Origin of the sequence: Ferrovibrio terrae (assembly GCF_943371255.1) — a bacterium.
Classification (GTDB): domain Bacteria; phylum Pseudomonadota; class Alphaproteobacteria; order Ferrovibrionales; family Ferrovibrionaceae; genus Ferrovibrio; species Ferrovibrio terrae_B.
In genome coordinates, this window is the sequence record NZ_CALRUC010000017.1 from 1 (window position 1) to 20,049 (window position 20,049).

A 20,049-nucleotide genomic window follows, 5' to 3' on the forward strand; every position below is an offset into this window, starting at 1 on the left:
ACCGGCGGCGCGCCCATGGCGTCATCGCGGATATAGACTTTGCCCAGGCTTCGGAAGAATGGCGACACCGGCGGCAGCACGGCGAAGCCGGGCGGCACCGGCGCCGGCTGTCGGCGCTGTTTCATAAAAGGCTTGATGGCCTATGCAGCGGCGGAAGGCAAGTCATGCAGCCGATGCAGGGCTGCACAAAAAAATTGAGGGGCGACCGGGTGGAGGCCGCCCCTCAAGGGGGGGGATTCATAGGGGAGGAAATAAAGAAACGAAGCGACTCTGCAAAATCTCTCCGTTCAATGTTTCCTATATAGGACGTCCTTCACCAGCGCGCAGTGATGGTGGTCACGATTCTGCACCGGGACGGAAAGGCACTTTTGTTTCAGTATGTTTCAGGCGGATTTACGCGCCCGCAGGATCAGCGGTGTCACCAGCAGCAGCATGGCGATGATCAGCAGCGTCAGGCTTAAGGGTCGGGTGACGAAGGTGGTCAGATCGCCGGCCGAGATGGTCATGGCGCGCCGGAATTCCTGCTCCGCGAATGGCCCCAGGATCATCCCGATCACAGCGGGTGCGGCAGGGAAATCGAAACGCCGCATCAGGTAGCCAATAGCGCCGATCAGATACAGCAGCACCAGATCGACCCATGACTGGCTGATGCCATAGGTGCCGATGGTGGCAAAAACCAGGATGCCGCCATAGAGCCAGGGCGACGGGATGGTGAGGATCTTTGCCCACAGGCCCGCCAGCGGCAGGTTGAGCAACAGCAGCATCACATTGCCGACATAGAGTGAGGCGATCAGGCCCCAGACCAGCTCGGGCTGGCTCTGCAGCAAAAGGGGTCCGGGATTGATGCCATAGGACTGGAAAGCCGACAGCATGATCGCGGCCGTCGCCGAGGTTGGCAGGCCGAGCGCCAGCATCGGCACCAGCACGCCGGCGGCAGAGGCGTTGTTGGCGGCTTCCGGTCCGGCCACCCCTTCGATGGCGCCGTGGCCGAATTCTTCCGGTGTCTTCGACAGCTTCTTTTCCAGGAAATAACTGACGAAGGTGGGTACTTCTGCACCGCCCGCCGGCAAGGCCCCAAAAGGGAAGCCGAGGAAGGAGCCGCGCAGCCATGGTTTCCACGAGCGCCGCCAGTCTTCCTTGGTCATGCCAGCGCGGCCCTGCAGCCGGATCACCGTGGCTTCCGTCTTGGGTCGGCTGGCCAGATAGAGCGTCTCGCCCACGGCAAACAGCCCGACGGCGACGACGATGACATTGATCCCATCCAGCAGTTCCGGCAGGCCGAAGGTGAAACGCGCTTGGCCGGTCTGCAGGTCGATGCCGACCAGGCCCAGCAGGATGCCGAAGCTGAGTGCCGTCAGGCCGCGCAGGACCGAGCTGCCCAGCACCGCCGAGACCGCGACGAAGGCCACCACCATCAGCGAGAAATAATCGGCAGGGCCGAATCGCAGGGCGAACTCCACCAGCGGCGGTGCCACGAAGGTGAGGCCCAGGGTGCCGATGGTGCCGGCGACGAAACTGCCGATGGCTGCCGTGGCCAGCGCGGCGGCGGCGCGGCCCTTCTTCGCCATCTTGTGGCCTTCCAGCGCCGTGATGATGGTGGCACTTTCGCCGGGCGTGTTGAGCAGGATCGAGGTGGTGCTGCCGCCATACATGGCGCCGTAATAGATGCCGGCAAACAGGATGAAGGCGGCGGTGGCCGGCACGCTGAAGGTGATCGGCAGCAGCAGCGCGATGGTCAGCGCGGGGCCAAGGCCAGGCAGCACGCCGATGGCGGTGCCCAGCGTGACGCCGACCAGCGCCCACATCAGGTTCATCGGCTGCAGGGCAACCGCAAAGCCATCGGCGAGCAGCGAAAGGGTTTCCATCAGATCCAGCCTTCCAGAAGGCCGGCGCCGATATTGATGCCGAGCAGCTGCGCAAAACCAAAATAGGCGGTGGCGGAAAACACGAAGCCGATCAGGGCGTCACGGGCCGGCCGCGTGCTGCCGAAGGCGCGCGCCGTGCAGGCAAACAGCAGCACGGAAGCAGGGATGAAGCCAAGCGGACCGATCAGGCCGATATTGAGCACCAGACCAAGCAGCAGCCAGCCGAGCGCGCGGCTATCCAGCCTGACTTCAGTTTCCTCCGGCGCGCTGGTCCATTCGCCGCGCCAGCTTTGCACCAGCAGAGCGATGCCCAAGCCGATCAGCAGCGCACTGGCGACATAGGCCACCAGCGTCGGCCCGACCTGGGCATACATCGGCGAGACCGGAATCCGGGTGGTCTCATACAGCGCCAGCAAGCCCAGCGCGATGACACCAAGTGCCAGCAGGGCCTCGGGCTTGCGAATGCGATCCATGAGGCAGCTCAGGCGAGGCCGAGGTCTTTCAGGATCGCCTCGATGCGGGCGATTTCATCGGCGAGGTATTTGCCATAGGCATCGCCGGCCAGGAAGATATCTGTCCATTCGCGCGTTTTCAGCTGGTCTTTCCAGGGCGCGCTGTCCTTCATCTTGGTCATCAGGTCGATCAGGGCGGCCTTCTCGGTATCCTTGATGCCCGGCGGTGCGAAGACGCCGCGCCAGTTATACAGTTCGACGTCGATGCCCTGTTCCTTGATCGTCGGCACATCGATACCGGGCTGGCGCTTGTCGGCCGAGATCGCCAGCGCCCGCAGTTTGCCGGCCTTGATCTGCTCGCTGAATTCGCCCCAGCCGGAAACACCACACGTCACCTGGCTGCCGAGCAGGGCGGCCTGGGCCGGGCCACCACCGGAATAGGCGACATAGGCCACCTTCTTCGCATCGCCACCGGCGGCCTTGGCGACCATGCCGGCCAGGATATGGTCGGTGCCGCCGGCCGAGCCGCCGGCCCAGGACACCTTGGTCGGGTCGGCTTTGAAGGCGGCAACCAGATCCTGCAGGGTTTTGAACGGCGAATTCGGCGGCACCACGATGACTTCGAATTCACCGGTCAGGCGCGCAATCGGCACGGTCTGGGTCACTTTCACCGGTGATTTGTTGGTGATCAGGGCGCCCACCATCACCATGCCGGCCACCATCAGCGCATTGCCGCGGCCTTTCCACTGGTTGACGAATTGGGGCAGGCCGACCGCACCGCCAGCGCCGCCCACATTGGTCACCTGCGCGCCCTTGATCAGATTGGCCTGCTTCAGCGCCTGCTCCATGCTGCGCGCGGTCTGGTCCCAGCCGCCGCCGGGGTTGGCCGGCACGAAAAGCTGCAGGCTGTCGATTGCGGCCTGCGCATCGCGGCTGAAAGCAGCCGGCAGCAGGACGGCCGCTGCGCTGGCACTGACAGTGGACTGCAGGAAACTGCGGCGATTGATCATGGCGTTTCTCTCCCGGAACCGTGCTTTTTATATGATGATCAGTAGAGACCCGCGACTATGCGAAAACAAGAAAATATCGCATAAAAGCCGCGCCGGCTCATACCGGCAGCGCCACTTCCACGGTGGTGCCCAACCCCGGCTGGCTGCGGATTTCCAGCCGGCCGCCATGCAGGTCGACCAGGCTGCGACAGATCGAGAGGCCAAGGCCGGCGCCGCTGTTGGCGCGGGTGCGATAGACATCGGCGCGATGCAGGTGCAGTGGCAGCACGGCTGCGCGGCTGTCTGCTTCACTCATGCCGATGCCGGTATCCTGTACCAGAATCCGCATCACGCCATTCTGCTGGCTGGCATCGAGGGTCACGGTGCCCTGCGGTCGGCTGAACTTCACGGCATTGCCCAGCAGGTTGATCAGGATCTGGGTGACCGCGCGGCTATCGGCATTCAGCATCAGGCCCTGCGGGGCGAATTGCAGCGTCACATCGGCCTGGCGCGCCTGGGGCTGCACCATGGCCAGTGCGCTGGCTGCGATCTGGTCGAAACTGCAGGGCTCGATCTGCATTTCAAGCCGGCCGCTCTCCAGCCGCGACAAGTCAAGGATGTCATTCACCAGCCGCAGCAGGTGCTCGCCGGATTCCTTGATATTGGCGGCATAGTCCTTTTGTCGTTCGCTCACCGGCCCTGCATAACCGGCCACCATCATTTCGGCGAAGCCGATGATGGCATTCAGTGGCGTGCGCAGTTCATGGCTCATGTTCGACAGGAAGCTGGTCTTGGCGCGGCTGGCGCTTTCTGCAGCCTCGCGCTGTTCGATCAGCTGGACTTCGGTTTCCTTCAGCCGCGTGATGTCGAGGCCGCAGGTGATGATGCCCAGCATTTTCCCATCATTGTCGCGCAAGGGTACTTTCAGTGCCCAGAGCACGATGGGACGGCCATCGGGCCCGGTCCAGGCCTGCTCCATATGGGCGGGCTCGCCGGTGGCGAGAATGCGGCGGTCAATATCCTCGACCACGGCCGCCGTATCGGAACCGGCGATATCCGCCCAGGTGCGGCCGATATAGTCGGCCGGGTAGGCCTGGCGCAGGTCGCGCATGCGCCGGTTCATCAGGCGATAGCGCAGGCTGGTATCTTTGTAGCTCACGGTTGCCGGCATGGCGTCCAGCAGGGCTTCGAGAAATTGTGTGGATTCATGCTCGGCTTCGCGGGCGCGCCGTTCGTCATGCCGGGCGTTGTCGAATTCGATCAGGATGAGGCACAGGCCGGTTGTCATGTTGAGCAGTATCGACAGGGCCAGTGGTCCATTCAGGTCGCCGGTGCGGTCGGCCAGCTGGACGGCATAAGTCAGTGACAGGCTGCCACGGCCAAGCAGCAATATCCCCGCCGCCGTATAGAAAAGCGACCGGCGGTTCAGCAGCAGGAGTATGCCGCCATAAAGCATGCAGGCTGCGGTGACCAAGGGGGTGATTGCGAAATAGGATGTTGTGTTGATCTGCTGTAGCAGCACGGTGGCTATCGCCATGCCCGTGGCAGCCAGCACCACGGTGCGGATGCGATCATTGCGGCCGACCAGAACGCGCATGCCCGCCGCCAGGCTGGCGGCAGCCAGAACGCTGATGATGCCGCCGCCGATAATCAGGGGTTGGGATGTGGCCCAGTCGGTCAACCCGGCAATGGCAAAGGAGCCGGCCAGGCCAATATGGCCAACGGCCCAGAACAGCAGGTGTCGGCCACCGTCAAGCTTGCGCCAGGCGATCAGGCAGGCCAGGGCTACCAGCAGGGGGGCCAATGTGGCCGAAATCGCAATGATCGGATGTGCCATGACTCGCCTGTAGATTACCCCATCCTCCAATTTAGGGCGCTTTCGTTTCAATCAAAAACTTCTGGTCCCGTCACCTGTGGGCCGGGTCTTGAAAGCCCGAATCATAGCGGCCACAGTGCCGGTCATGACGATGCAATGGTCGCGGCTGCTTTCCGCCCAGCGCCTTGGCCACCAGGGTGCCGAGCCGGTGACGCCGGCGCGCAATCCGTTCCAGAAGGACTGGGACCGTGTGGTGTTCTGTTCGGCCTTCCGCCGGTTGCAGGACAAAACGCAGGTTCACTCGCTTCCCGAGAGTGACTATGTGCGGAACCGGCTGACCCACTCCCTGGAAGTCTCCTCGGTCGGCCGTTCGCTGGGCGCTCAGGTTGGCCAGACCGTCTTGCAACGGCACGGCACGGCTGCGGCCGATGGCATCGGGGCGGCCGAGTTCGGCCATATCGTGGCGGCGGCCTGCCTGGGCCATGATATCGGCAATCCGCCCTTCGGCCATTTCGGCGAGGCCACCATCCAGCACTGGTTCCGCTCCGGCCCGGGTGCCGACCTGATCGGGGGCCTTGGCGAAGCCGAACAGCGCGATTTCCTCTGTTTCGAAGGCAATGCCCAGGGCTTCCGGGTGATGACCCGGCTGCAGAACTGGCGCGATGCCGGCGGTCTGCGGCTCACCTGCGCTACGCTCGCTACTTTCATGAAATATCCTTTCGGCAGCCGGGCGGCCGATCCGCAGAAAAAGAAGTTCGGCCATTTTGCCGCCGAGACCGCGCTGTTCGAGGAAGTGACGCGCAATGCCGGACTGCTGGCGCTGGGCCAGGATCGCTTTGCCCGCCATCCGCTCACCTATCTGGTCGAGGCGGCAGACGACATCTGCTACTCGGTCGTCGATATCGAGGATGGCTTCAAGCTCGGCCGCATCACCTTCGCCGAGGCCGAAGGCCACCTGAAGAGCCTGCTGCGCCAGGTGCCGCCGCGCTATCGCGAGATCGAGGACGAGACCTGGAAGATCGCCTATCTGCGCGCCAAGGTGATCGGCGACCTGATCGATCTGGCCGTCGAGGTATTCCTCGATCATGAAGGCGAAATCCTGCAGGGCAAATTCAGCGGTGATCTGTTGTCCAGAACGGCGATGGCGGCCCACCTGGCCGAGATCGCGGACTTCACCCGCCATCGCATCTTCGAGACCCGCGAGCGTTTCCAGACCGAGGTGATGGGCGGCGAGATTCTCACCAGCCTGCTGGCGGCCTTCTGCGATGCCCATCATGGCCTCGAGCGGGCCGGTGGCGACCAGGCTGCACTGGCGCCGCGCCAGCGTGCCCTGCTGCGCCTGATGCCGGCGGTACCGAGGGGCGATGCCAGGCGCTATGACTGGCTGCTCAGCGTCACCGATTTCATCAGTGGCATGACCGATACCTATGCGCTGTCGCAATTCCAGCGGCTGCGCGGCCTGCAATAAAACGAACAGCGACGAGGAAACCATGGCGGCAGAGATCGACTACTACACCTTCATCAGTTCGCCCTGGGCCTATTTCGGATCGAAGCGTTTTGCGGCGATGGCGGCGAAATACGGTGCACGGGTGAAGATCATCCCGATGGCGCCGCTGATGATCTTTGAGGCGACCGGCGGTCTGCCGCTGGCCAAGCGGTCGCAGCAGCGTCAGGACTACCGCTTTGCCGAGCTGGAGCGCTGGCGCAGCCATCTTGGCGTCAAGCTGAACCTGCGGCCGGCCGGTTTTCCGGTGAACGAGACACTGGCCGGCAAGCTGGTGGTTGCCGCCCGCGACAGTGTTGGGAACGATGCGGCCATCGCGCTGGCCCATGCCATGATGCAGGGACTGTGGGCCGAGGAGCGCAACATCGCCGATCCGGAGAATCTGGAAGAGATCATCACCGAGGTCGGGCTCGATCCGGCGAAACTGTTTGCCGCCGCCGATGGTGATCTGGTGCAGGCGGAATACGAGCGTGGCACCCGGCAGGCGATCGAGGCCGGCGCTTTCGGTGCGCCGTTCTACATCGTGGATGGCGAGCCCTTCTGGGGCCAGGATCGCCTGGAATTCGTCGAGCGCAAACTGGCGCGCGGCTGACAGCAGGGAGAAAGACGATGTCGAAAGAAACCGAAACCAAGGCTCTGTTCGAGGCCGGCCTGAAAGTGCGCCGCGAGGTGCTGGGCAAAGAGTATGTCGACACGTCGCTTGCCAAGGCCAACGACTTCATGATGGCGTTTCAGCACATCACCACCGAATGGTGCTGGGGCTATGGCTGGGACCGCCCGGGGCTCGACCGCAAGACCCGCAGCATGCTCAATCTCGCCATGCTGACGGCACTCAACCGCGCGCCGGAAATCAAGCTGCATGTGAAGGGCGCGCTCAACAACGGCGTCACGGTGGACGAGATCAAGGAAGTGCTGCTGCATGCCACCATCTATTGCGGCATTCCCGCCGGCCTTGATGCCTTCAAGGCGGCGAACGAGGTTCTGGTGGAGGCCGGCGCCGTCCCGAAGGGCTGAACGGGGTGGGCTGAAACCGCCATTCCAAATTCATGAATCATATGAATGAATACTGATATTCATATCATTTGATTCAGCTATCGGACTTTCGCATCCTGCCGCCAGGTAGGAACGCCCGATGTCTCTCAGTCCAACAATCGCCCCACCGCATCCCGATCCGCGGCCGCCGGCATTTCGTCTGCCGCCGGGCAGCTGCGACACCCATTGCCATATCTTCGGGCCCAACAGCCTGTACCCCTACGTGCCCGAGCGGCCCTATACGCCGCCCGATGCGCCGCTGGCGATGTTCCGGGCGCTGCATGCCCGGCTCGGCGTCGAGCGCGCCGTCATCGTCAATGCCACGCCGCATGGCCGCGACAACCGCGTGGTGACCGATGCCATTGCCCAGAGCAATGGCCGTTACAAGGGCATCGCCAATGTCGATGAAAGCTTCAGCGATGCCGATCTCGCGGCACTGAATGCTGCCGGCATCAAGGGGTGCCGCTTCACCTTCCTGCCCCGGCTCGGCGCCTTGCCCGATATGGACGTGTTCGGCCGCATCATGCGCCGCATCGCGCCGCTGGAGTGGCATGTCGATCTCTACCTGCCGGCGGTTGGTCTGGAGCCGTTCCTGCCGATGCTGGAAAGCCTGCCGGTGCCTTATGTGATCGATCATATGGGCGTGCCCGATGCGGCGGCCGGTATCGATCAGACGGGTTTCCAGATCCTGCTGCGGCTGTTCGAGCGCGATCGCAAATGCTGGGTCAAGTTGACCTGCCCCGAACGCATCACCGCGGCGGGTGCGCCCTTCCATGACGCAGCACCGTTTGCCCGCCGGCTGATCGAGATCGATGCCGACCGCGTGCTCTGGGGCACCGACTGGCCGCATCCGAATGTGAAGCTGATGCCCGACGATGGCGATCTGGTCGATCTGATTCCGCTTTTCGCACCGACGGCTGAGCTGCAGCGCAAGCTGCTGGTCGATAATCCGACGCGTCTTTTTGGCTTTAAGGTCTGAAAAAATATCGGGAGTGAAACACATGATCTGGAAAGCGACGGCTGTTATCGGACTCCTGCTCGCCAGTTTTGTGGCGCAGGCTGACACCTATCCCAGCAAGCCCATTCGCGTCACCGTGCCCTTCGGCGCCGGTGGCGTGGCCGATATCACCGTGCGGCTGGTTACCGAAAAGATGGGCGACAGGTTGGGCCAGCGCTTCGTGATCGAGAATCTGCCGGGTGCCGGCGGCGGCCTGGCCGCCCAGCGTGCGCTGGCCGCTCCGGCCGATGGCTATACGCTGGCGCTGTTCAGCAACGGCACGGCCGTCAGCGTGCCGCTGTTCAAGGCCCTGCCGTTCGATCCGGTGAAGGATTTCGTGCCGGTCTCCACCATGGGCCAGTTCGATTTCGTGCTGGCCGCCAATGGCGCCTCGGCCTATCGCAGCTTGAGCGATTTCATCAAGGCGGCGCAGGCCAGGCCCGGCGCGCTGAATGTCGGCACCATCAATGTCGGCAGCACCCAGCATCTCTCGGGCCTGCTGTTTGCCAGCGAGGCCAGGATCAAGGTGGTGGCGGTGCCCTTCCGCACCACGCCCGATGCCATGGTCGGGCTGCTCCGCAACGATGTCGATCTGGTGATCGATTCCTATGCTTCGCTGAAATCTGGCCTGGATGACAAGCGCCTGACTGCGCTGGCCACCACGGGCGCGACACGCTCGGTGCTGCTGCCGCAGACGCCGACGGTGGCCGACCAGGGCGTGCGCAGCTTCGATGTCACCTCCTGGAATGCGCTGTTCGCCCGTACCGGCACGCCGCCGGAGGTGATTGCCCTGCTCAACCGCACCATGCGGGACGTCCTGGCCGAGGATGGCCTCAAGAAGCGCCTGCTGGAACTCGGCATCGAGGCCAGGGCCAGCACACCCGAGGAACTGGGCAAGAAGCTGAAAGACGATATCGCGCGCTGGACGGCCGTGATCCAGGCCGCCGACGTTCCTAAGCAGTAAACTGGGCCGAAACAATAGGAGGCGGCGATGGACAGTATCCGCTGCATGATGATGCGGGGTGGCACCTCGAAGGGCGCCTATTTCCTCGCTGACGACCTGCCCGCCGATAGCGCGGCGCGCGATCATATCTTGCTGCAGGTGATGGGTTCGCCCGATGCGCGGCAGGTCGATGGCATCGGCGGCGCCCATCCGTTGACCAGCAAGGTGGCGATCGTTTCGCGCTCCAAAGATCCGGCCTGCGATATCGATTTTCTGTTCTGCCAGGTCGGCATCACAGAGCCGCTGGTCGATACCACGCCCAACTGCGGCAATATCCTGGCCGGCGTGGCACCCTTTGCCATCGAACGCGGCCTGATCGTGGCGAAACACCCGGAAACGCGGGTCAAGGTCAAAACCATCAACACCGGCACCATTGCCGATATCCTGGTGCAGACGCCGCAGGGCCGGGTGGCCTATGGCGGTGCGGCGCGCATCGACGGCGTGCCCGGCACGGCGGCGCCGGTTGCCATCGATTTTCTCGACGCGGCCGGTTCGGTCTGCGGCAGCCTGCTGCCGACCGGCAACACGGTGGATCGTGTTGCCGGCATCGATGTCACGCTGATCGACAATGGCATGCCGGTAATTGTGCTGAGCGCGGCCTCGGTGGGGCGCACGGGCTATGAACCGCGCGACCAGCTCGACAAGGACAAGGAACTGAAAGCCCGGCTGGAGGAGATTCGCCTTGCTGCCGGGCCTTTGATGACTCTCGGCGACGTGACCAAAAAGGTCGTGCCCAAGATCGCGCTGGTGGCGCCGCCGCAAACTGCCAGCGGCCATATCTGCACCCGCAGTTTCATCCCGCATGAATGTCATGCCTCGATCGGCGTGTTTGCCGCAGTGACGGTGGCGACCGCCTGCGTGCTGCCCGGCTCGCCGGCGGCGGCCGTGGCGCGCGTGCCAGCGGGACCGGTGAAGGTGATGTCGGTCGAGCATCCGACCGGCGAATTCACAGTGCGGCTGGAAGTGGATGACAGCGGCGGCCAGCCGGTGGTGACCCGCGCCGGCCTGCTGCGCACGGCGCGTGCGCTGTTCGATGGTCGCGTCTTCCTGCGCGACGCGGCGGCCTGAAAGGATTGTTGAGGAGAGATACAATGGCTGAGAAAACAGGTCTGGTTGTCAGTGCCCATCCCGGCGACTTCGTCTGGCGGGCCGGTGGCGCCATCGCGCTGCATGTGAAGCAGGGTTATCGGGTCAAGATCGTCTGCCTGGCCTATGGCGAACGCGGCGAAAGCCAGTGGGCCTGGAAGAAGGCCGGCGTGAAGCTGGAGGATGTGAAGGCGCAGCGCCGGGAGGAATCGCAAAAAGCCGCCGAGATTCTGGGTGCTGAAATCGAATTCTTCGATGCCGGTGACTATCCGTTGCGTGCCACGGAAGAGATGCTGGATCGCCTGGTCGATATCTACCGCGCAGTGAAGCCCAAGTTCGTGCTGACCCATGCGCTGGAAGATCCCTACAATTTCGATCATCCGCTGGCCTCCCATATCGCGCAGGAGGCCCGCATCATCGCCCAGGCCGCCGGCCACAAGCCCGATCCGGACCGCGCCTATACCGCGCCGCCGGTTTTCCTGTTCGAACCGCACCAGCCCGAGCAGTGTAATTTCAAGCCGCAGGTGATCCTGAATATCGATGAAGTGTGGGAGACCAAATACAAGGCCTTCCAGATTCTCGCCGCGCAGAAGCATCTTTGGGAATACTACACACGGGTCGCCCTCAATCGCGGCATGCAGGGCGGTCGCAATGCCGGCATTGCCATGACCTATGGCGAAGCCTATCAGCGCCTCTTCCCCTCAGTCGTGAGCACGCTGTCATGACGGCCTTTGGCAAGCTGGGCGTTGTCGTCCGGAATATCCCGCGCGTCGAGCAGTCCACGGTCGATATTCTCATGGGTCTTGGCGTTTCGACCACCCATGAGGCCTCGGGCCGTGCGCCCAATCTGATGAAGCCTTACATGCGGCCGATCTGGCCCGGCGCGCAGGTGGCGGGCAATGCCGTCACCGTGCTGGCACAGCCGGGCGACAACTGGATGCTGCATGTCGCGGTCGAGCAGTGCAAAGCCGGCGATATCCTCGTCGTTGCCTGCACCACCGACAATACCGACGGCATGTTCGGCGACCTGCTGGCAACCTCGCTGAAGGCGCGCGGCGTGGTCGGCCTGGTGATCGATGCCGGCGTGCGTGACGTGAAGACACTGACCGAGATGGGTTTCCCGGTCTGGTCAAAGGCAGTGAATGCACGCGGCACGGTGAAGGCCACGCTGGGCTCGGTCAATGTGCCGGTGGTATGTGCCGGCGCGCTGGTCAATCCGGGTGATGTGGTGGTGGCCGATGACGATGGCGTGGTTGTCATTCCGGCCGCGCAGGCGGCGACGGTTGCCAAATCCGGCCAGGCCCGTGAAGCCAACGAGACCGAGAAGCGCACCAGGCTGGCCTCGGGCGTGCTGGGGCTCGACATGTACAAGATGCGCGAAGGCCTTGCCGCCGCCGGGCTTACATATGTCGATTACCCTTACAAAGGTGACTGAATCATGAGCAATCATCCGGTCATTGCCTTCATTGGTTTCGGCGAGGCGGCACAGGCTTTCGTCAAGGGCTGGAAATCCGAAGGCGTCACGCTGCGGATCCTTGCCTATGACATCCTGCTGGATGACCGTGCCGCGGCGCCGACCAAACGGGCGGAATGCGTAGCGCTCGGTGTACAGGTGGCGGCCAGCGCGGTGGAGGCCGCCAAAGAGGCCGATCTGGTGATCTGCGCCGTCACCGCCGATCAAGTGATCGCCGCTGCCGAAAGCATCCTGCCGGCGGCGCGGGCGGGGCTCACCTTTCTTGACATCAATTCGGCGGCGCCGTTCCGGAAGACCGCTGCCGCTGCACCGCTGGCCGAAAAGGGCGTTGCCGTGGTGGATGTCGCGGTGATGCAGCCGGTCTACCCCAAACTGCACAAGACCCCACTGCTGATCAGCGGCCCGGGTGCCGCATCTGTCGCACCTGTCCTGGCCGCACTCGGCATGGAAGCGGAAGTGGTCTCCGATGCACTGGGCGATGCCTCCATCGTGAAGATGGTGCGCAGCATTGCCATCAAGGGCATCGAGAGCGTGGTGATGGAATGCATGACCGCTGCCGTGAAATTCGGCGTGGCCGACCGCGTGGTGCCCACCATCAGCGACTATCTGGCCAACAAGACCTTCGCGACGCTGGCCAACCATGTGATGGAACGCGTGGTGGTGCATGGCGGGCGCCGGGCGGCCGAAATGCGCGAGGTGGTCGCCACAATGGAAGCGGCGGGTTTGAGTTCCTACATGCCGGCCGCCACGGCGGCGCATCAGCAGTGGGTGACCGATCTTAACCTGAAATCCCGCTTCGGCGGGCCGGTACCCAAGGACGGCCGCGCCATTGCCGCGGCCTTGCTGCTGCGCCTGTCATCCCGGCAGGCTTCGTAATACCAATAGACTGAGCAGATTGTCCAAGGAGGGCTCAGATGGCCCGCATTATCGGTTCGATTGCCACATCCCATACGCCAACCATCGGCTTCGCCCATGATTTCAAGAGCAAGGACGATCCGGTCTGGGGTCCGATCTTTGCCGCCTATGAACCGATCAAGGCCTGGATCAATGAGAAGAAACCGGATGTTTTCTTCGTCATCTACAATGATCACATCACGTCGTTCTTTTTCGACCATTACTCCGCCTTTGCCCTTGGTATCGGTAACGACTATGCCGTGGCCGATGAGGGCGGTGGCGCCCGCGACCTGCCGCCGCTGAAAGGCCAGGCCGCGCTGGCGCAGCATATCGGCGCGTCACTGATGGCCGAAGAATTCGACATGTCTTTCTTCCAGAACCGCGCGCTGGATCACGGCTGCTTTTCGCCGCTCTCGATGTTCGCCCCACGCGACAATGGCGCCTGGACCGTGCCGGTGATCCCGCTGCAGGTCGGCGTGCTGCAATTCCCGGTCCCCAGTGCGCTGCGCTGCTGGAAGCTGGGCCAGGCGTTGCGCCGCGCCATCGAAAGCTATCCGGAAGACCTGAAGGTGGTGATCATCGCCACCGGCGGGCTGTCCCATCAGGTTCACGGCGAACGCGCCGGCTTCAACAACACCGCATGGGACATGGAATTTCTCGACCTGTTCGAGAAGGATCCGGAAAAGCTGACCAAGCTGACCCATGCCGACTATGCCACGCGGGGCGGCATGGAAGGCTCCGAGGTGATTATGTGGCTGATCATGCGCGGCGCCATGAATGCCAGGGTGAAGAAGCTGCACCAGACCCATTACCTGCCCTCCATGACCAGCATCGCCACAGCCGTCTATGAGAATGCGGAAGACGTGACGCCGTCGCCCGAGGCCATTGCGGCCCAGCGCCAGCAGATCGGCTACCAGCTCGCCGGCGCGGAAAAGCTGGAAGGCACCTATCCCTACACGCTGCAGCGCAGTGTGAAGGCGCATCGCATCAACCGATTCCTGCATGATCTGGTCTATCCGGCCCATCGCGAGGCTTTTCTGGCCGACGAGGACGCCGAATATGAAAAGGCGGGCTTAAGCCCGGAAGAACGCGACCTGATCCGCCGCCGCGACTGGCGCGGCCTGATCCACTATGGCGCCATTTTCTTCGTGCTGGAAAAGCTGGGCGCCGTCACCGGGGTCTCCAACCTGCATATCTATGCCGCCATGCGCGGCCAGTCGCTGGAAGATTTCCAGAAGACGCGCAATGCCCCGGGTGCGCTATACTCGGTGGCCGGCAAGGCTGCCGGCCAGCAGAGCTGGGACCAGCCGGCCAAAAGCTGACGCGGCTGGAGACCGAATATCATGCGGATCGATTTCCTTGGCCTGGAAGCCTTCCTGAGCATTGCCGATCACGGCAGCTTCCATCGCGCGGCGGCGAACCTGAATCTGTCGCAGACCGCGCTCAGCCATCGCATGAAAAAGCTGGAGGATGATCTCGGCATCAAGCTGCTGACCCGCACCACGCGGCATGTGGCGCTCACCCCGGCTGGCGTCGAGCTGCTGCCCAAGGCGCGCCGGCTGATGTCGGATATCTCGGATTCCTTCGACGAGCTGCGCCAGCAGGGCAAGGCACGGCAGGATCGCCTCAGCATCGGCTGCCTGCCCACCATTGCCGTGCATTATTTGCCGCCGATCCTGCGCGAATTGCGCAAGAACTTTCCCGATCTCAATATCCGAATTTTCGACAATTCCAAGACCGAGATCGCCGAACTGGTGCATCGCGGCGAGGCGGAATTCGGCATCACCATCGTGGCGGCCGACCGCTGGGATCTGGAAATAACGCCGCTGATGAAGGAAGCCTTCGTCGTCATCTGTCCGAAAGGTCATCCGCTGGCCGGCAAGGCCACGGTCAGCTGGTCGGCCCTGGAAGACCAGCCGCTGGTGCGGGTCAGCGCGCAGACCGGCAATCGCCAGCTGATCGATGCAGCCCTTGGCGCCCGGCGGGAAGACATGACCTGGCGCTACGAGGTGCAGCATGTGGTCAGTGCCGTTGGCCTGGTGCGCGCCGGCCTTGGCCTTGCCGTCGTCCCGCAATTGGCGATCAGCCCGGCGGATTCCGCCGGCGTGGTGACGATCCCGCTGCGCCATCCCACCGTATCGCGCACGCTTGGCGTGGTCTCGCGCCGCGGCGTGCCGCTGTCGCCGGCCGCCGATGCCCTGCTTGGTCTGCTGCGCAAGCATGTGAAAACCGCCTGAATGAAAAAAGCCCGGTCGTGAGACCGGGCTTTTCCATGGCGCGAGAACCGGCTGCGGGTCAGTTCACGCTCTGGATCGAATCCTTCAGGATGCCGAAGATGTCGTCGATATGGCCCTTGTTGAGGATCAGCGGCGGCGACAGAGCGATGGTGTCGCCGGTCAACCGGCACATCAGGCCCTTTTCATACGCTTTCACGAAGATGTCGTAGCCGCGCTTGCCGGCGCCGTCTTCCCGCGGCGCCATTTCGATACCGGCCATGATGCCGATATTGCGAATGTCGATCACGTTCTTCACGCCCTTCAGGCTGTGGGCGGCCTCTTCCCAATAGGGCGCCAGCGCCTTGGCATTCTCGAAAATGCCTTCGTCGCGATAGAGGTCGAGTGTGGCGATGCCGGCGGCGCAGGCCAGCGCATGGGCCGAATAGGTATAGCCGTGGAACAGCTCGATCATGTTCTCCGGGCCGCTCATGAAGGCATCATGCACATGCTTGCGGGTGAACACGGCCGCAGCCGGCACGGCGGCATTGGTCAGGCCCTTGGCCACCGTCATCATGTCGGGCACCACATCGAAGGTATCGGCACCGAAGGCGGCACCGGTGCGGCCGAAACCGCAGATCACTTCGTCGAAGATCAGCAGGATGCCATGCTTGTCGCAAATCTGGCGCAGCTTCTGCAGGTAGCCCTTCGGTGGGATCAGCACGCCGGTCGAGCCAGCCACCGGCTCGACGATCACGGCGGCAATCGTGCTGGCGTCATGCAGCGCGACAATGCGCTCCAGGTCATCGGCCAGATGGGTGCCCCAGTCGGGCTGGCCCTTGGAGAAGGCCATGTCCTTCAGGCTGTGAGTATGCGGCAGGTGATCGACACCGGCCAGCAGCGGGCCGAACACCTTGCGGTTCGACACGATGCCGCCAACCGAGATGCCGCCGAAGCCGACACCGTGATAGCCGCGCTCGCGGCCGATCAGGCGGGTGCGGGCGCCTTCGCCGCGGGCGCGGTGATAGGCGATGGCAATTTTGAGCGCGGTATCGACGGCTTCGGAGCCGGAATTGGCGAAGAACACATGATTGATGTCGGCCGGCGCCAGATGCGCGAGGCGGGCGGCGAATTCAAACGCCTTGGGATGGCCCATCTGGAAGGTGGGCGCGAAATCCATTTCGGCGGCCTGCTTCTGGATCGCCTTCACGATCGGCTCGCGGCAATGGCCGGCATTGACGCACCACAGGCCGGCCGAGCCATCAATCACCTGGCGGCCGTCATGGGTGGTGTAATGCATGTCCTTGGCGCCGACGAGCAGCCGCGGATTGGCCTTGAACTGACGGTTCGCCGTGAAGGGCATCCACCAGGATTCGAGGTCGTTCGGCACGGCGGTGTTTTCGTTGGAAACAAGGGCGGGTTTGGCTGACATGGCAGGCTCCGGCGCGCTGATGGGAGGGGCTTGGGCAGCATCATCGGGGGTTTCGGCATAGTGAAACAGTGCTTTTCTGCGTTTTTATAACCCCTTGATATTTATGAGTTGATCGGCAGAATGTTCACGATCCTGAACAGCGAAACGGCCCATATCATGGAAAAAGCCTCGGATATCGATATCGGCAGCCGGCTCAAGGCGGTGCGTCTGGCCGCCAAGCTGTCCCAGCGCGAACTGGCCCGCCGCGCCGGGGTCACCAATGCCACCATTTCGCTGATCGAGGCCAACCAGATGAATCCCTCGGTCGGCGCGCTGAAACGCGTGCTGGACGGACTGGCGATGAGTCTGGCGGAATTCTTCGCCATGGAAGACGCCCCGGCCCCACGCAAGGCGTTTTACAGCGCCGACGAGCTGGCCGAAGTGGGCAAGGGCAAGATCAGTTACCGCCAGGTCGGCGCCGACCTGCGCAGCCGCGCGCTGCAGATTCTGGTCGAACGCTATGCGCCCGGTGCCGATACCGGCCGCGTCATGCTGCGGCACGCGGGCGAGGAGGGCGGCGTGGTGATCCGCGGCCGCATGGAAGTGACGGTGGCCGATCAGGTGCGCGTGCTGGGGCCGGGCGATGCCTATTATTTCGAGAGCGACCAGCCGCACCGTTTCCGCAATATCGGCCGCGAGGCCTGCGAGCTGATCAGCGCCTGTACGCCGCCGACATTCTAGGCCTGTTCAGTCCTTCGTCGCCGCAACGGCAACGATCTCGATCATATGCGGATGCTCCAGCGTGGCGCCGATGCAGGCGCGCTGCGGCGGATTGTCCATGTCGACCCACTGATCCCACATCTCGTTCATCTGCGGCTTCAGGGCCATGTCGGCGATATAGACGGTGCAGGACAGCAGCCGCGACTTGTCAGTGCCGGCGTCCTTCAGATGCCGTTCGATCTTGGCCAGTGTTTCCGCCGCCTGCTTGCGCATGTCCAGCTCTGCCGTATCGGCCACGGCAACGGTGAATATAAGGTTGCCATGCACGACCGCGCGGCTGCGGGTCGGCGTCATGCCGGTGAAGCGGGTAATCGGCAGCATCGGTTTATTCCTTCGTGACGGCAACGGCGACGATCTCGATCAGGTCGCCCTCTTCCAGCGTGGCGCCGATACAGGCGCGCTGCGGCGGATTGCTCATATCCACCCACTGGTCCCAGATCTCGTTCATCTGCGGCTTCAGCGCCATGTCGGTGATGTAGACGGTGCAGGACAGCAGCCGCGACTTGTCGGTGCCGGCCTGCGCCAGAGACTCGTCGATCTTGGCCAGCGCCTCGGCCGTCTGCTTGCGCATGTCCAGCTCGTAGGTGTCGGCGGTCGCAACCGTGAAGACCATGCCGTTGAAGACAACAAGGCTGCTGCGCCCGGCGACGCTGCCGGGAAAGCGGGTGATCGGACGCATCTTCGGACTCTCCTCAGCCGCCGGCGGTGCCGATCATCTTGCTCGGCAGCCAGGTGACCAGGCCGGGGAAGTAATAGATCAGCCCCACGGCAACGCACATCAGCAGGAACAGCGGGAACGCTGTCTTGGCGATATAGGTGATCTGGTGTCCGGTCATGCCCTGCAGCACGAACAGGTTGAAACCCACCGGCGGCGTGATCTGCGCCATTTCCACCACCAGCACGATGAAGATGCCGAACCAGACCAGGTCGATACCCAGCCGCTCGATCATCGGCAGCACGATGGCCATGGTCAGCACCACCATCGAGATGCCATCGAGGAAGCAGCCGAGGATGATGTAGAACACCATCAGCACCATGATCAGCGCGCCGGCGCTGAGCTGCATCTTGTCGATCCAGTCGGCCAGATGGCGCGGCAGGCCGGTGAAGCCCATCGCCAGCGTCAGGAAGGCGGCGCCGGCGAGGATGAGGGCAATCATGCAGCTCAGCCGCGTGGCGCCCAGCAGGCTGTCGACAAAGGTCTGCCAGTTCAGGCTGCCCTGCAGACGGGCCACGATCAGCGCGCCGACCACGCCGAGGCCGGCGGCCTCAGTGGCGGTGGCGATGCCGGTGTAGATCGAGCCGAGCACGGCAACGATCAGGCCTACGGTCGGCAGCAGATGCCGGGAGGCGAAGATTTTTTCCTTGAAGGTGTAGCGCTCGGTCGGTTCCGGAATCCTGCCCGGATTGAGCAGCGACCAGACGATGATATAGCCCATGAACAGGCCGCCCAGCAGGATGCCGGGGATCACACCGCCGATGAACAGCTTGGAGATCGAGACATCGGTGGCGACGCCATAAACGATCATGATCAGCGACGGCGGAATCAGCAGGCCCAGCGTGCCGGCGCCGGCCAGCGTGCCGATCACCATGTCTTCCGGATAGTTGCGGGCGCGCAGCTCGGGCACTGTCATCTTGCCGATGGTGGCGCAGGTGGCAGCCGACGAACCGGATACGGCGGCGAAGATGGTGCAGCCGATGACGTTGGTGTGCAGCAGGCGGCCGGGAATCCGCGTCATCCATGGCGCCAGACCGCGGAACATGTCTTCCGACAGCTTGGTGCGGAACAGGATTTCGCCCATCCAGATGAACATCGGCAGGGCGGTCAGCGTCCAGCTGGATGATGCACCCCAGATGGTGGTGACCATGGCATCGCCCACCGGGCGCGAGGTGAACACCGCCATGGCAAGCCAGCCGCAGCTCAGCAGGCCGAGGCCGATCCACAGGCCGGCGGCAAACAGGACGAAAAGCGCCGCAATGAGAAAAACGGCAATGAGAATCTGATCCATAATTCAGTCGTCCTATTCAGTGCGCGCGAGTTCGGCGTTCTGGCCGTCGAGCGGCTTGCCGCGCAGAACGAGAACGAATTCCTCGATGAATGAAATGCAGAAGATCACCGTGCCGAGCGCCATGGCGAGCTGCGGAATCCACAGCGGCGTCGCATCGTTGGCGGTGCTGATGTCGTTAAACTTGTAGGACCACCAGACCATCTTCACGCTATAGAAAGCAAAGGTACCGCTGACCACGATGGCCATCAGGACGCAGAACAGTTCCAGGCCGCGCCGTGCTTTGCCGGTGAAGCGGCTGATGATCAGGGTGACGCGAATATGGTCGCCCTTGGTCAGCGTGCCGGCAAGCGCCAGGAACGAGGCGGCAGCCATGAAATATCCGGCATAGGAGTCGATGCCGCGGATATAGAAATTGAACTGGCGGCCGAGGATGCTGAGCATGATCGTCGCCAGCAGCGCGATCATGAACAGACCCGCCAGCCAAAGGGCGACGTGGTAGAGCGGGGCAAGGGGAGAGCGCATGGAAA

At 63.3% G+C, this 20,049-nt stretch carries 21 protein-coding genes; 12 read left to right on the forward strand and 9 right to left on the reverse strand.

Annotated elements, in window-relative coordinates:
• Positions 1 to 383 precede the first annotated feature (383 nt).
• The 4 genes from AAG799_RS05930 to AAG799_RS05945 form a co-directional block, all read right to left on the reverse strand.
• Positions 384 to 1,865 (reverse strand): tripartite tricarboxylate transporter permease, encoded by a 1,482-nt coding sequence (locus AAG799_RS05930; protein WP_341894880.1) that lies wholly within the window; start codon positions 1,863 to 1,865, stop codon positions 384 to 386.
• A complete protein-coding gene (locus tag AAG799_RS05935) occupies positions 1,865 to 2,338 on the reverse strand; it encodes a tripartite tricarboxylate transporter TctB family protein (RefSeq protein WP_341894881.1) in 474 nt (157 codons plus the stop codon). Before AAG799_RS05935 ends, AAG799_RS05930 begins: the two co-directional genes overlap by 1 nt.
• An 8-nt stretch (positions 2,339 to 2,346) precedes the next feature.
• Positions 2,347 to 3,327, reverse strand: coding sequence for a tripartite tricarboxylate transporter substrate-binding protein (locus AAG799_RS05940; protein ID WP_341894882.1), 981 nt, complete (start codon positions 3,325 to 3,327; stop codon positions 2,347 to 2,349).
• 97 nt (positions 3,328 to 3,424) lie between these two features.
• A complete protein-coding gene (locus tag AAG799_RS05945; protein ID WP_341894883.1) occupies positions 3,425 to 5,143 on the reverse strand; it encodes a PAS domain-containing sensor histidine kinase in 1,719 nt (572 codons plus the stop codon).
• 124 nt (positions 5,144 to 5,267) lie between these two features.
• Between AAG799_RS05945 and AAG799_RS05950 the strand changes: the two genes are divergently transcribed.
• From AAG799_RS05950 to AAG799_RS06000, 11 genes are all read left to right on the forward strand, one after another.
• Positions 5,268 to 6,590 (forward strand): deoxyguanosinetriphosphate triphosphohydrolase, encoded by a 1,323-nt coding sequence (locus AAG799_RS05950; RefSeq protein WP_341894884.1) that lies wholly within the window; start codon positions 5,268 to 5,270, stop codon positions 6,588 to 6,590.
• A 22-nt stretch (positions 6,591 to 6,612) separates the two neighbouring features.
• Positions 6,613 to 7,218, forward strand: coding sequence for a 2-hydroxychromene-2-carboxylate isomerase (locus tag AAG799_RS05955; RefSeq protein ID WP_341894885.1), 606 nt, complete (start codon positions 6,613 to 6,615; stop codon positions 7,216 to 7,218).
• Between the two features lie 17 nt (positions 7,219 to 7,235).
• The gene (locus tag AAG799_RS05960; protein ID WP_341894886.1) at positions 7,236 to 7,640 is read left to right on the forward strand and encodes a carboxymuconolactone decarboxylase family protein; all 405 of its coding nucleotides are present in this window, start codon (positions 7,236 to 7,238) and stop codon (positions 7,638 to 7,640) included.
• 118 nt (positions 7,641 to 7,758) lie between these two features.
• Positions 7,759 to 8,637, forward strand: a complete 879-nt coding sequence (locus AAG799_RS05965) for an amidohydrolase family protein (RefSeq protein WP_341894887.1) — start codon at positions 7,759 to 7,761, stop codon at positions 8,635 to 8,637.
• Between the two features lie 22 nt (positions 8,638 to 8,659).
• Positions 8,660 to 9,619 (forward strand): tripartite tricarboxylate transporter substrate-binding protein, encoded by a 960-nt coding sequence (locus AAG799_RS05970; RefSeq protein WP_341894888.1) that lies wholly within the window; start codon positions 8,660 to 8,662, stop codon positions 9,617 to 9,619.
• 27 nt (positions 9,620 to 9,646) lie between these two features.
• Positions 9,647 to 10,726, forward strand: a complete 1,080-nt coding sequence (locus AAG799_RS05975; RefSeq protein WP_341894889.1) for a 4-oxalomesaconate tautomerase — start codon at positions 9,647 to 9,649, stop codon at positions 10,724 to 10,726.
• Positions 10,727 to 10,749: 23 nt separating this feature from the next.
• Positions 10,750 to 11,469, forward strand: a complete 720-nt coding sequence (locus AAG799_RS05980) for a PIG-L deacetylase family protein (protein ID WP_341894890.1) — start codon at positions 10,750 to 10,752, stop codon at positions 11,467 to 11,469.
• Complete coding sequence (locus AAG799_RS05985; protein WP_341894891.1) at positions 11,466 to 12,179, forward strand: 4-carboxy-4-hydroxy-2-oxoadipate aldolase/oxaloacetate decarboxylase; 714 nt, start codon at positions 11,466 to 11,468, stop codon at positions 12,177 to 12,179. Before AAG799_RS05980 ends, AAG799_RS05985 begins: the two co-directional genes overlap by 4 nt.
• Positions 12,180 to 12,182: 3 nt before the next feature.
• Entirely contained in the window at positions 12,183 to 13,094 is a 912-nt protein-coding gene (locus AAG799_RS05990; protein ID WP_341894892.1) for a DUF1932 domain-containing protein, read from the forward strand.
• Positions 13,095 to 13,132: 38 nt separating this feature from the next.
• Positions 13,133 to 14,434: a gallate dioxygenase gene (locus tag AAG799_RS05995; protein WP_341894893.1), complete on the forward strand. Its 1,302-nt coding sequence runs from the start codon at positions 13,133 to 13,135 to the stop codon at positions 14,432 to 14,434.
• 21 nt (positions 14,435 to 14,455) lie between these two features.
• On the forward strand, positions 14,456 to 15,349 hold the full coding sequence (locus tag AAG799_RS06000; RefSeq protein WP_341894894.1) for a LysR substrate-binding domain-containing protein: 894 nt from the start codon (positions 14,456 to 14,458) through the stop codon (positions 15,347 to 15,349).
• Positions 15,350 to 15,407: 58 nt separating this feature from the next.
• Here the strand turns inward: AAG799_RS06000 and AAG799_RS06005 are convergent, their stop codons facing one another.
• Positions 15,408 to 16,757 carry an aspartate aminotransferase family protein gene (locus AAG799_RS06005; RefSeq protein ID WP_341894895.1) on the reverse strand — a complete coding sequence of 450 codons (1,350 nt, stop codon included), beginning with the start codon at positions 16,755 to 16,757 and terminating at the stop codon, positions 15,408 to 15,410.
• 120 nt (positions 16,758 to 16,877) lie between these two features.
• On the opposite strand from AAG799_RS06005, the gene AAG799_RS06010 reads away from it, so the two are divergent.
• Complete coding sequence (locus AAG799_RS06010) at positions 16,878 to 17,477, forward strand: cupin domain-containing protein (RefSeq protein ID WP_341894896.1); 600 nt, start codon at positions 16,878 to 16,880, stop codon at positions 17,475 to 17,477.
• A gap of 6 nt (positions 17,478 to 17,483) precedes the next feature.
• Here AAG799_RS06010 and AAG799_RS06015 read toward each other — a convergent pair whose 3' ends face one another.
• From AAG799_RS06015 to AAG799_RS06030, 4 genes are read right to left on the reverse strand one after another with little or no spacing between them, the layout of a single operon-like run.
• Complete coding sequence (locus AAG799_RS06015) at positions 17,484 to 17,837, reverse strand: RidA family protein (protein WP_341894897.1); 354 nt, start codon at positions 17,835 to 17,837, stop codon at positions 17,484 to 17,486.
• A 4-nt stretch (positions 17,838 to 17,841) separates the two neighbouring features.
• Positions 17,842 to 18,195, reverse strand: coding sequence for a RidA family protein (locus tag AAG799_RS06020; protein ID WP_341894898.1), 354 nt, complete (start codon positions 18,193 to 18,195; stop codon positions 17,842 to 17,844).
• Between the two features lie 13 nt (positions 18,196 to 18,208).
• Positions 18,209 to 19,522, reverse strand: coding sequence for a TRAP transporter large permease subunit (locus AAG799_RS06025; RefSeq protein ID WP_341894899.1), 1,314 nt, complete (start codon positions 19,520 to 19,522; stop codon positions 18,209 to 18,211).
• A 12-nt stretch (positions 19,523 to 19,534) separates the two neighbouring features.
• Entirely contained in the window at positions 19,535 to 20,044 is a 510-nt protein-coding gene (locus AAG799_RS06030) for a TRAP transporter small permease (RefSeq protein WP_341894900.1), read from the reverse strand.
• Between the last annotated feature and the right edge of the window lie 5 nt (positions 20,045 to 20,049).

Excerpts from the sequence above, each read along its gene's own strand:
- AAG799_RS05995 (WP_341894893.1), top strand. The coding sequence starts at position 13,133 with ATGGCCCGCATTATCGGTTCGATTGCCACATCCCATACGCCAACCATC.
- AAG799_RS05945 (WP_341894883.1), bottom strand. The coding sequence starts at position 5,143 with ATGGCACATCCGATCATTGCGATTTCGGCCACATTGGCCCCCCTGCTG.
- AAG799_RS06015 (WP_341894897.1), bottom strand. The coding sequence starts at position 17,837 with ATGCTGCCGATTACCCGCTTCACCGGCATGACGCCGACCCGCAGCCGC.
- AAG799_RS05965 (WP_341894887.1), top strand. The coding sequence starts at position 7,759 with ATGTCTCTCAGTCCAACAATCGCCCCACCGCATCCCGATCCGCGGCCG.
- AAG799_RS06030 (WP_341894900.1), bottom strand. The coding sequence starts at position 20,044 with ATGCGCTCTCCCCTTGCCCCGCTCTACCACGTCGCCCTTTGGCTGGCG.
- AAG799_RS05930 (WP_341894880.1), bottom strand. The coding sequence starts at position 1,865 with ATGGAAACCCTTTCGCTGCTCGCCGATGGCTTTGCGGTTGCCCTGCAG.
- AAG799_RS06000 (WP_341894894.1), top strand. The coding sequence starts at position 14,456 with ATGCGGATCGATTTCCTTGGCCTGGAAGCCTTCCTGAGCATTGCCGAT.
- AAG799_RS05980 (WP_341894890.1), top strand. The coding sequence starts at position 10,750 with ATGGCTGAGAAAACAGGTCTGGTTGTCAGTGCCCATCCCGGCGACTTC.
- AAG799_RS06010 (WP_341894896.1), top strand. The coding sequence starts at position 16,878 with ATGTTCACGATCCTGAACAGCGAAACGGCCCATATCATGGAAAAAGCC.
- AAG799_RS05960 (WP_341894886.1), top strand. The coding sequence starts at position 7,236 with ATGTCGAAAGAAACCGAAACCAAGGCTCTGTTCGAGGCCGGCCTGAAA.
- AAG799_RS05940 (WP_341894882.1), bottom strand. The coding sequence starts at position 3,327 with ATGATCAATCGCCGCAGTTTCCTGCAGTCCACTGTCAGTGCCAGCGCA.
- AAG799_RS05935 (WP_341894881.1), bottom strand. The coding sequence starts at position 2,338 with ATGGATCGCATTCGCAAGCCCGAGGCCCTGCTGGCACTTGGTGTCATC.
- AAG799_RS06025 (WP_341894899.1), bottom strand. The coding sequence starts at position 19,522 with ATGGATCAGATTCTCATTGCCGTTTTTCTCATTGCGGCGCTTTTCGTC.
- AAG799_RS05975 (WP_341894889.1), top strand. The coding sequence starts at position 9,647 with ATGGACAGTATCCGCTGCATGATGATGCGGGGTGGCACCTCGAAGGGC.
- AAG799_RS05990 (WP_341894892.1), top strand. The coding sequence starts at position 12,183 with ATGAGCAATCATCCGGTCATTGCCTTCATTGGTTTCGGCGAGGCGGCA.
- AAG799_RS05955 (WP_341894885.1), top strand. The coding sequence starts at position 6,613 with ATGGCGGCAGAGATCGACTACTACACCTTCATCAGTTCGCCCTGGGCC.
- AAG799_RS05985 (WP_341894891.1), top strand. The coding sequence starts at position 11,466 with ATGACGGCCTTTGGCAAGCTGGGCGTTGTCGTCCGGAATATCCCGCGC.
- AAG799_RS05970 (WP_341894888.1), top strand. The coding sequence starts at position 8,660 with ATGATCTGGAAAGCGACGGCTGTTATCGGACTCCTGCTCGCCAGTTTT.
- AAG799_RS06020 (WP_341894898.1), bottom strand. The coding sequence starts at position 18,195 with ATGCGTCCGATCACCCGCTTTCCCGGCAGCGTCGCCGGGCGCAGCAGC.
- AAG799_RS06005 (WP_341894895.1), bottom strand. The coding sequence starts at position 16,757 with ATGTCAGCCAAACCCGCCCTTGTTTCCAACGAAAACACCGCCGTGCCG.
- AAG799_RS05950 (WP_341894884.1), top strand. The coding sequence starts at position 5,268 with ATGACGATGCAATGGTCGCGGCTGCTTTCCGCCCAGCGCCTTGGCCAC.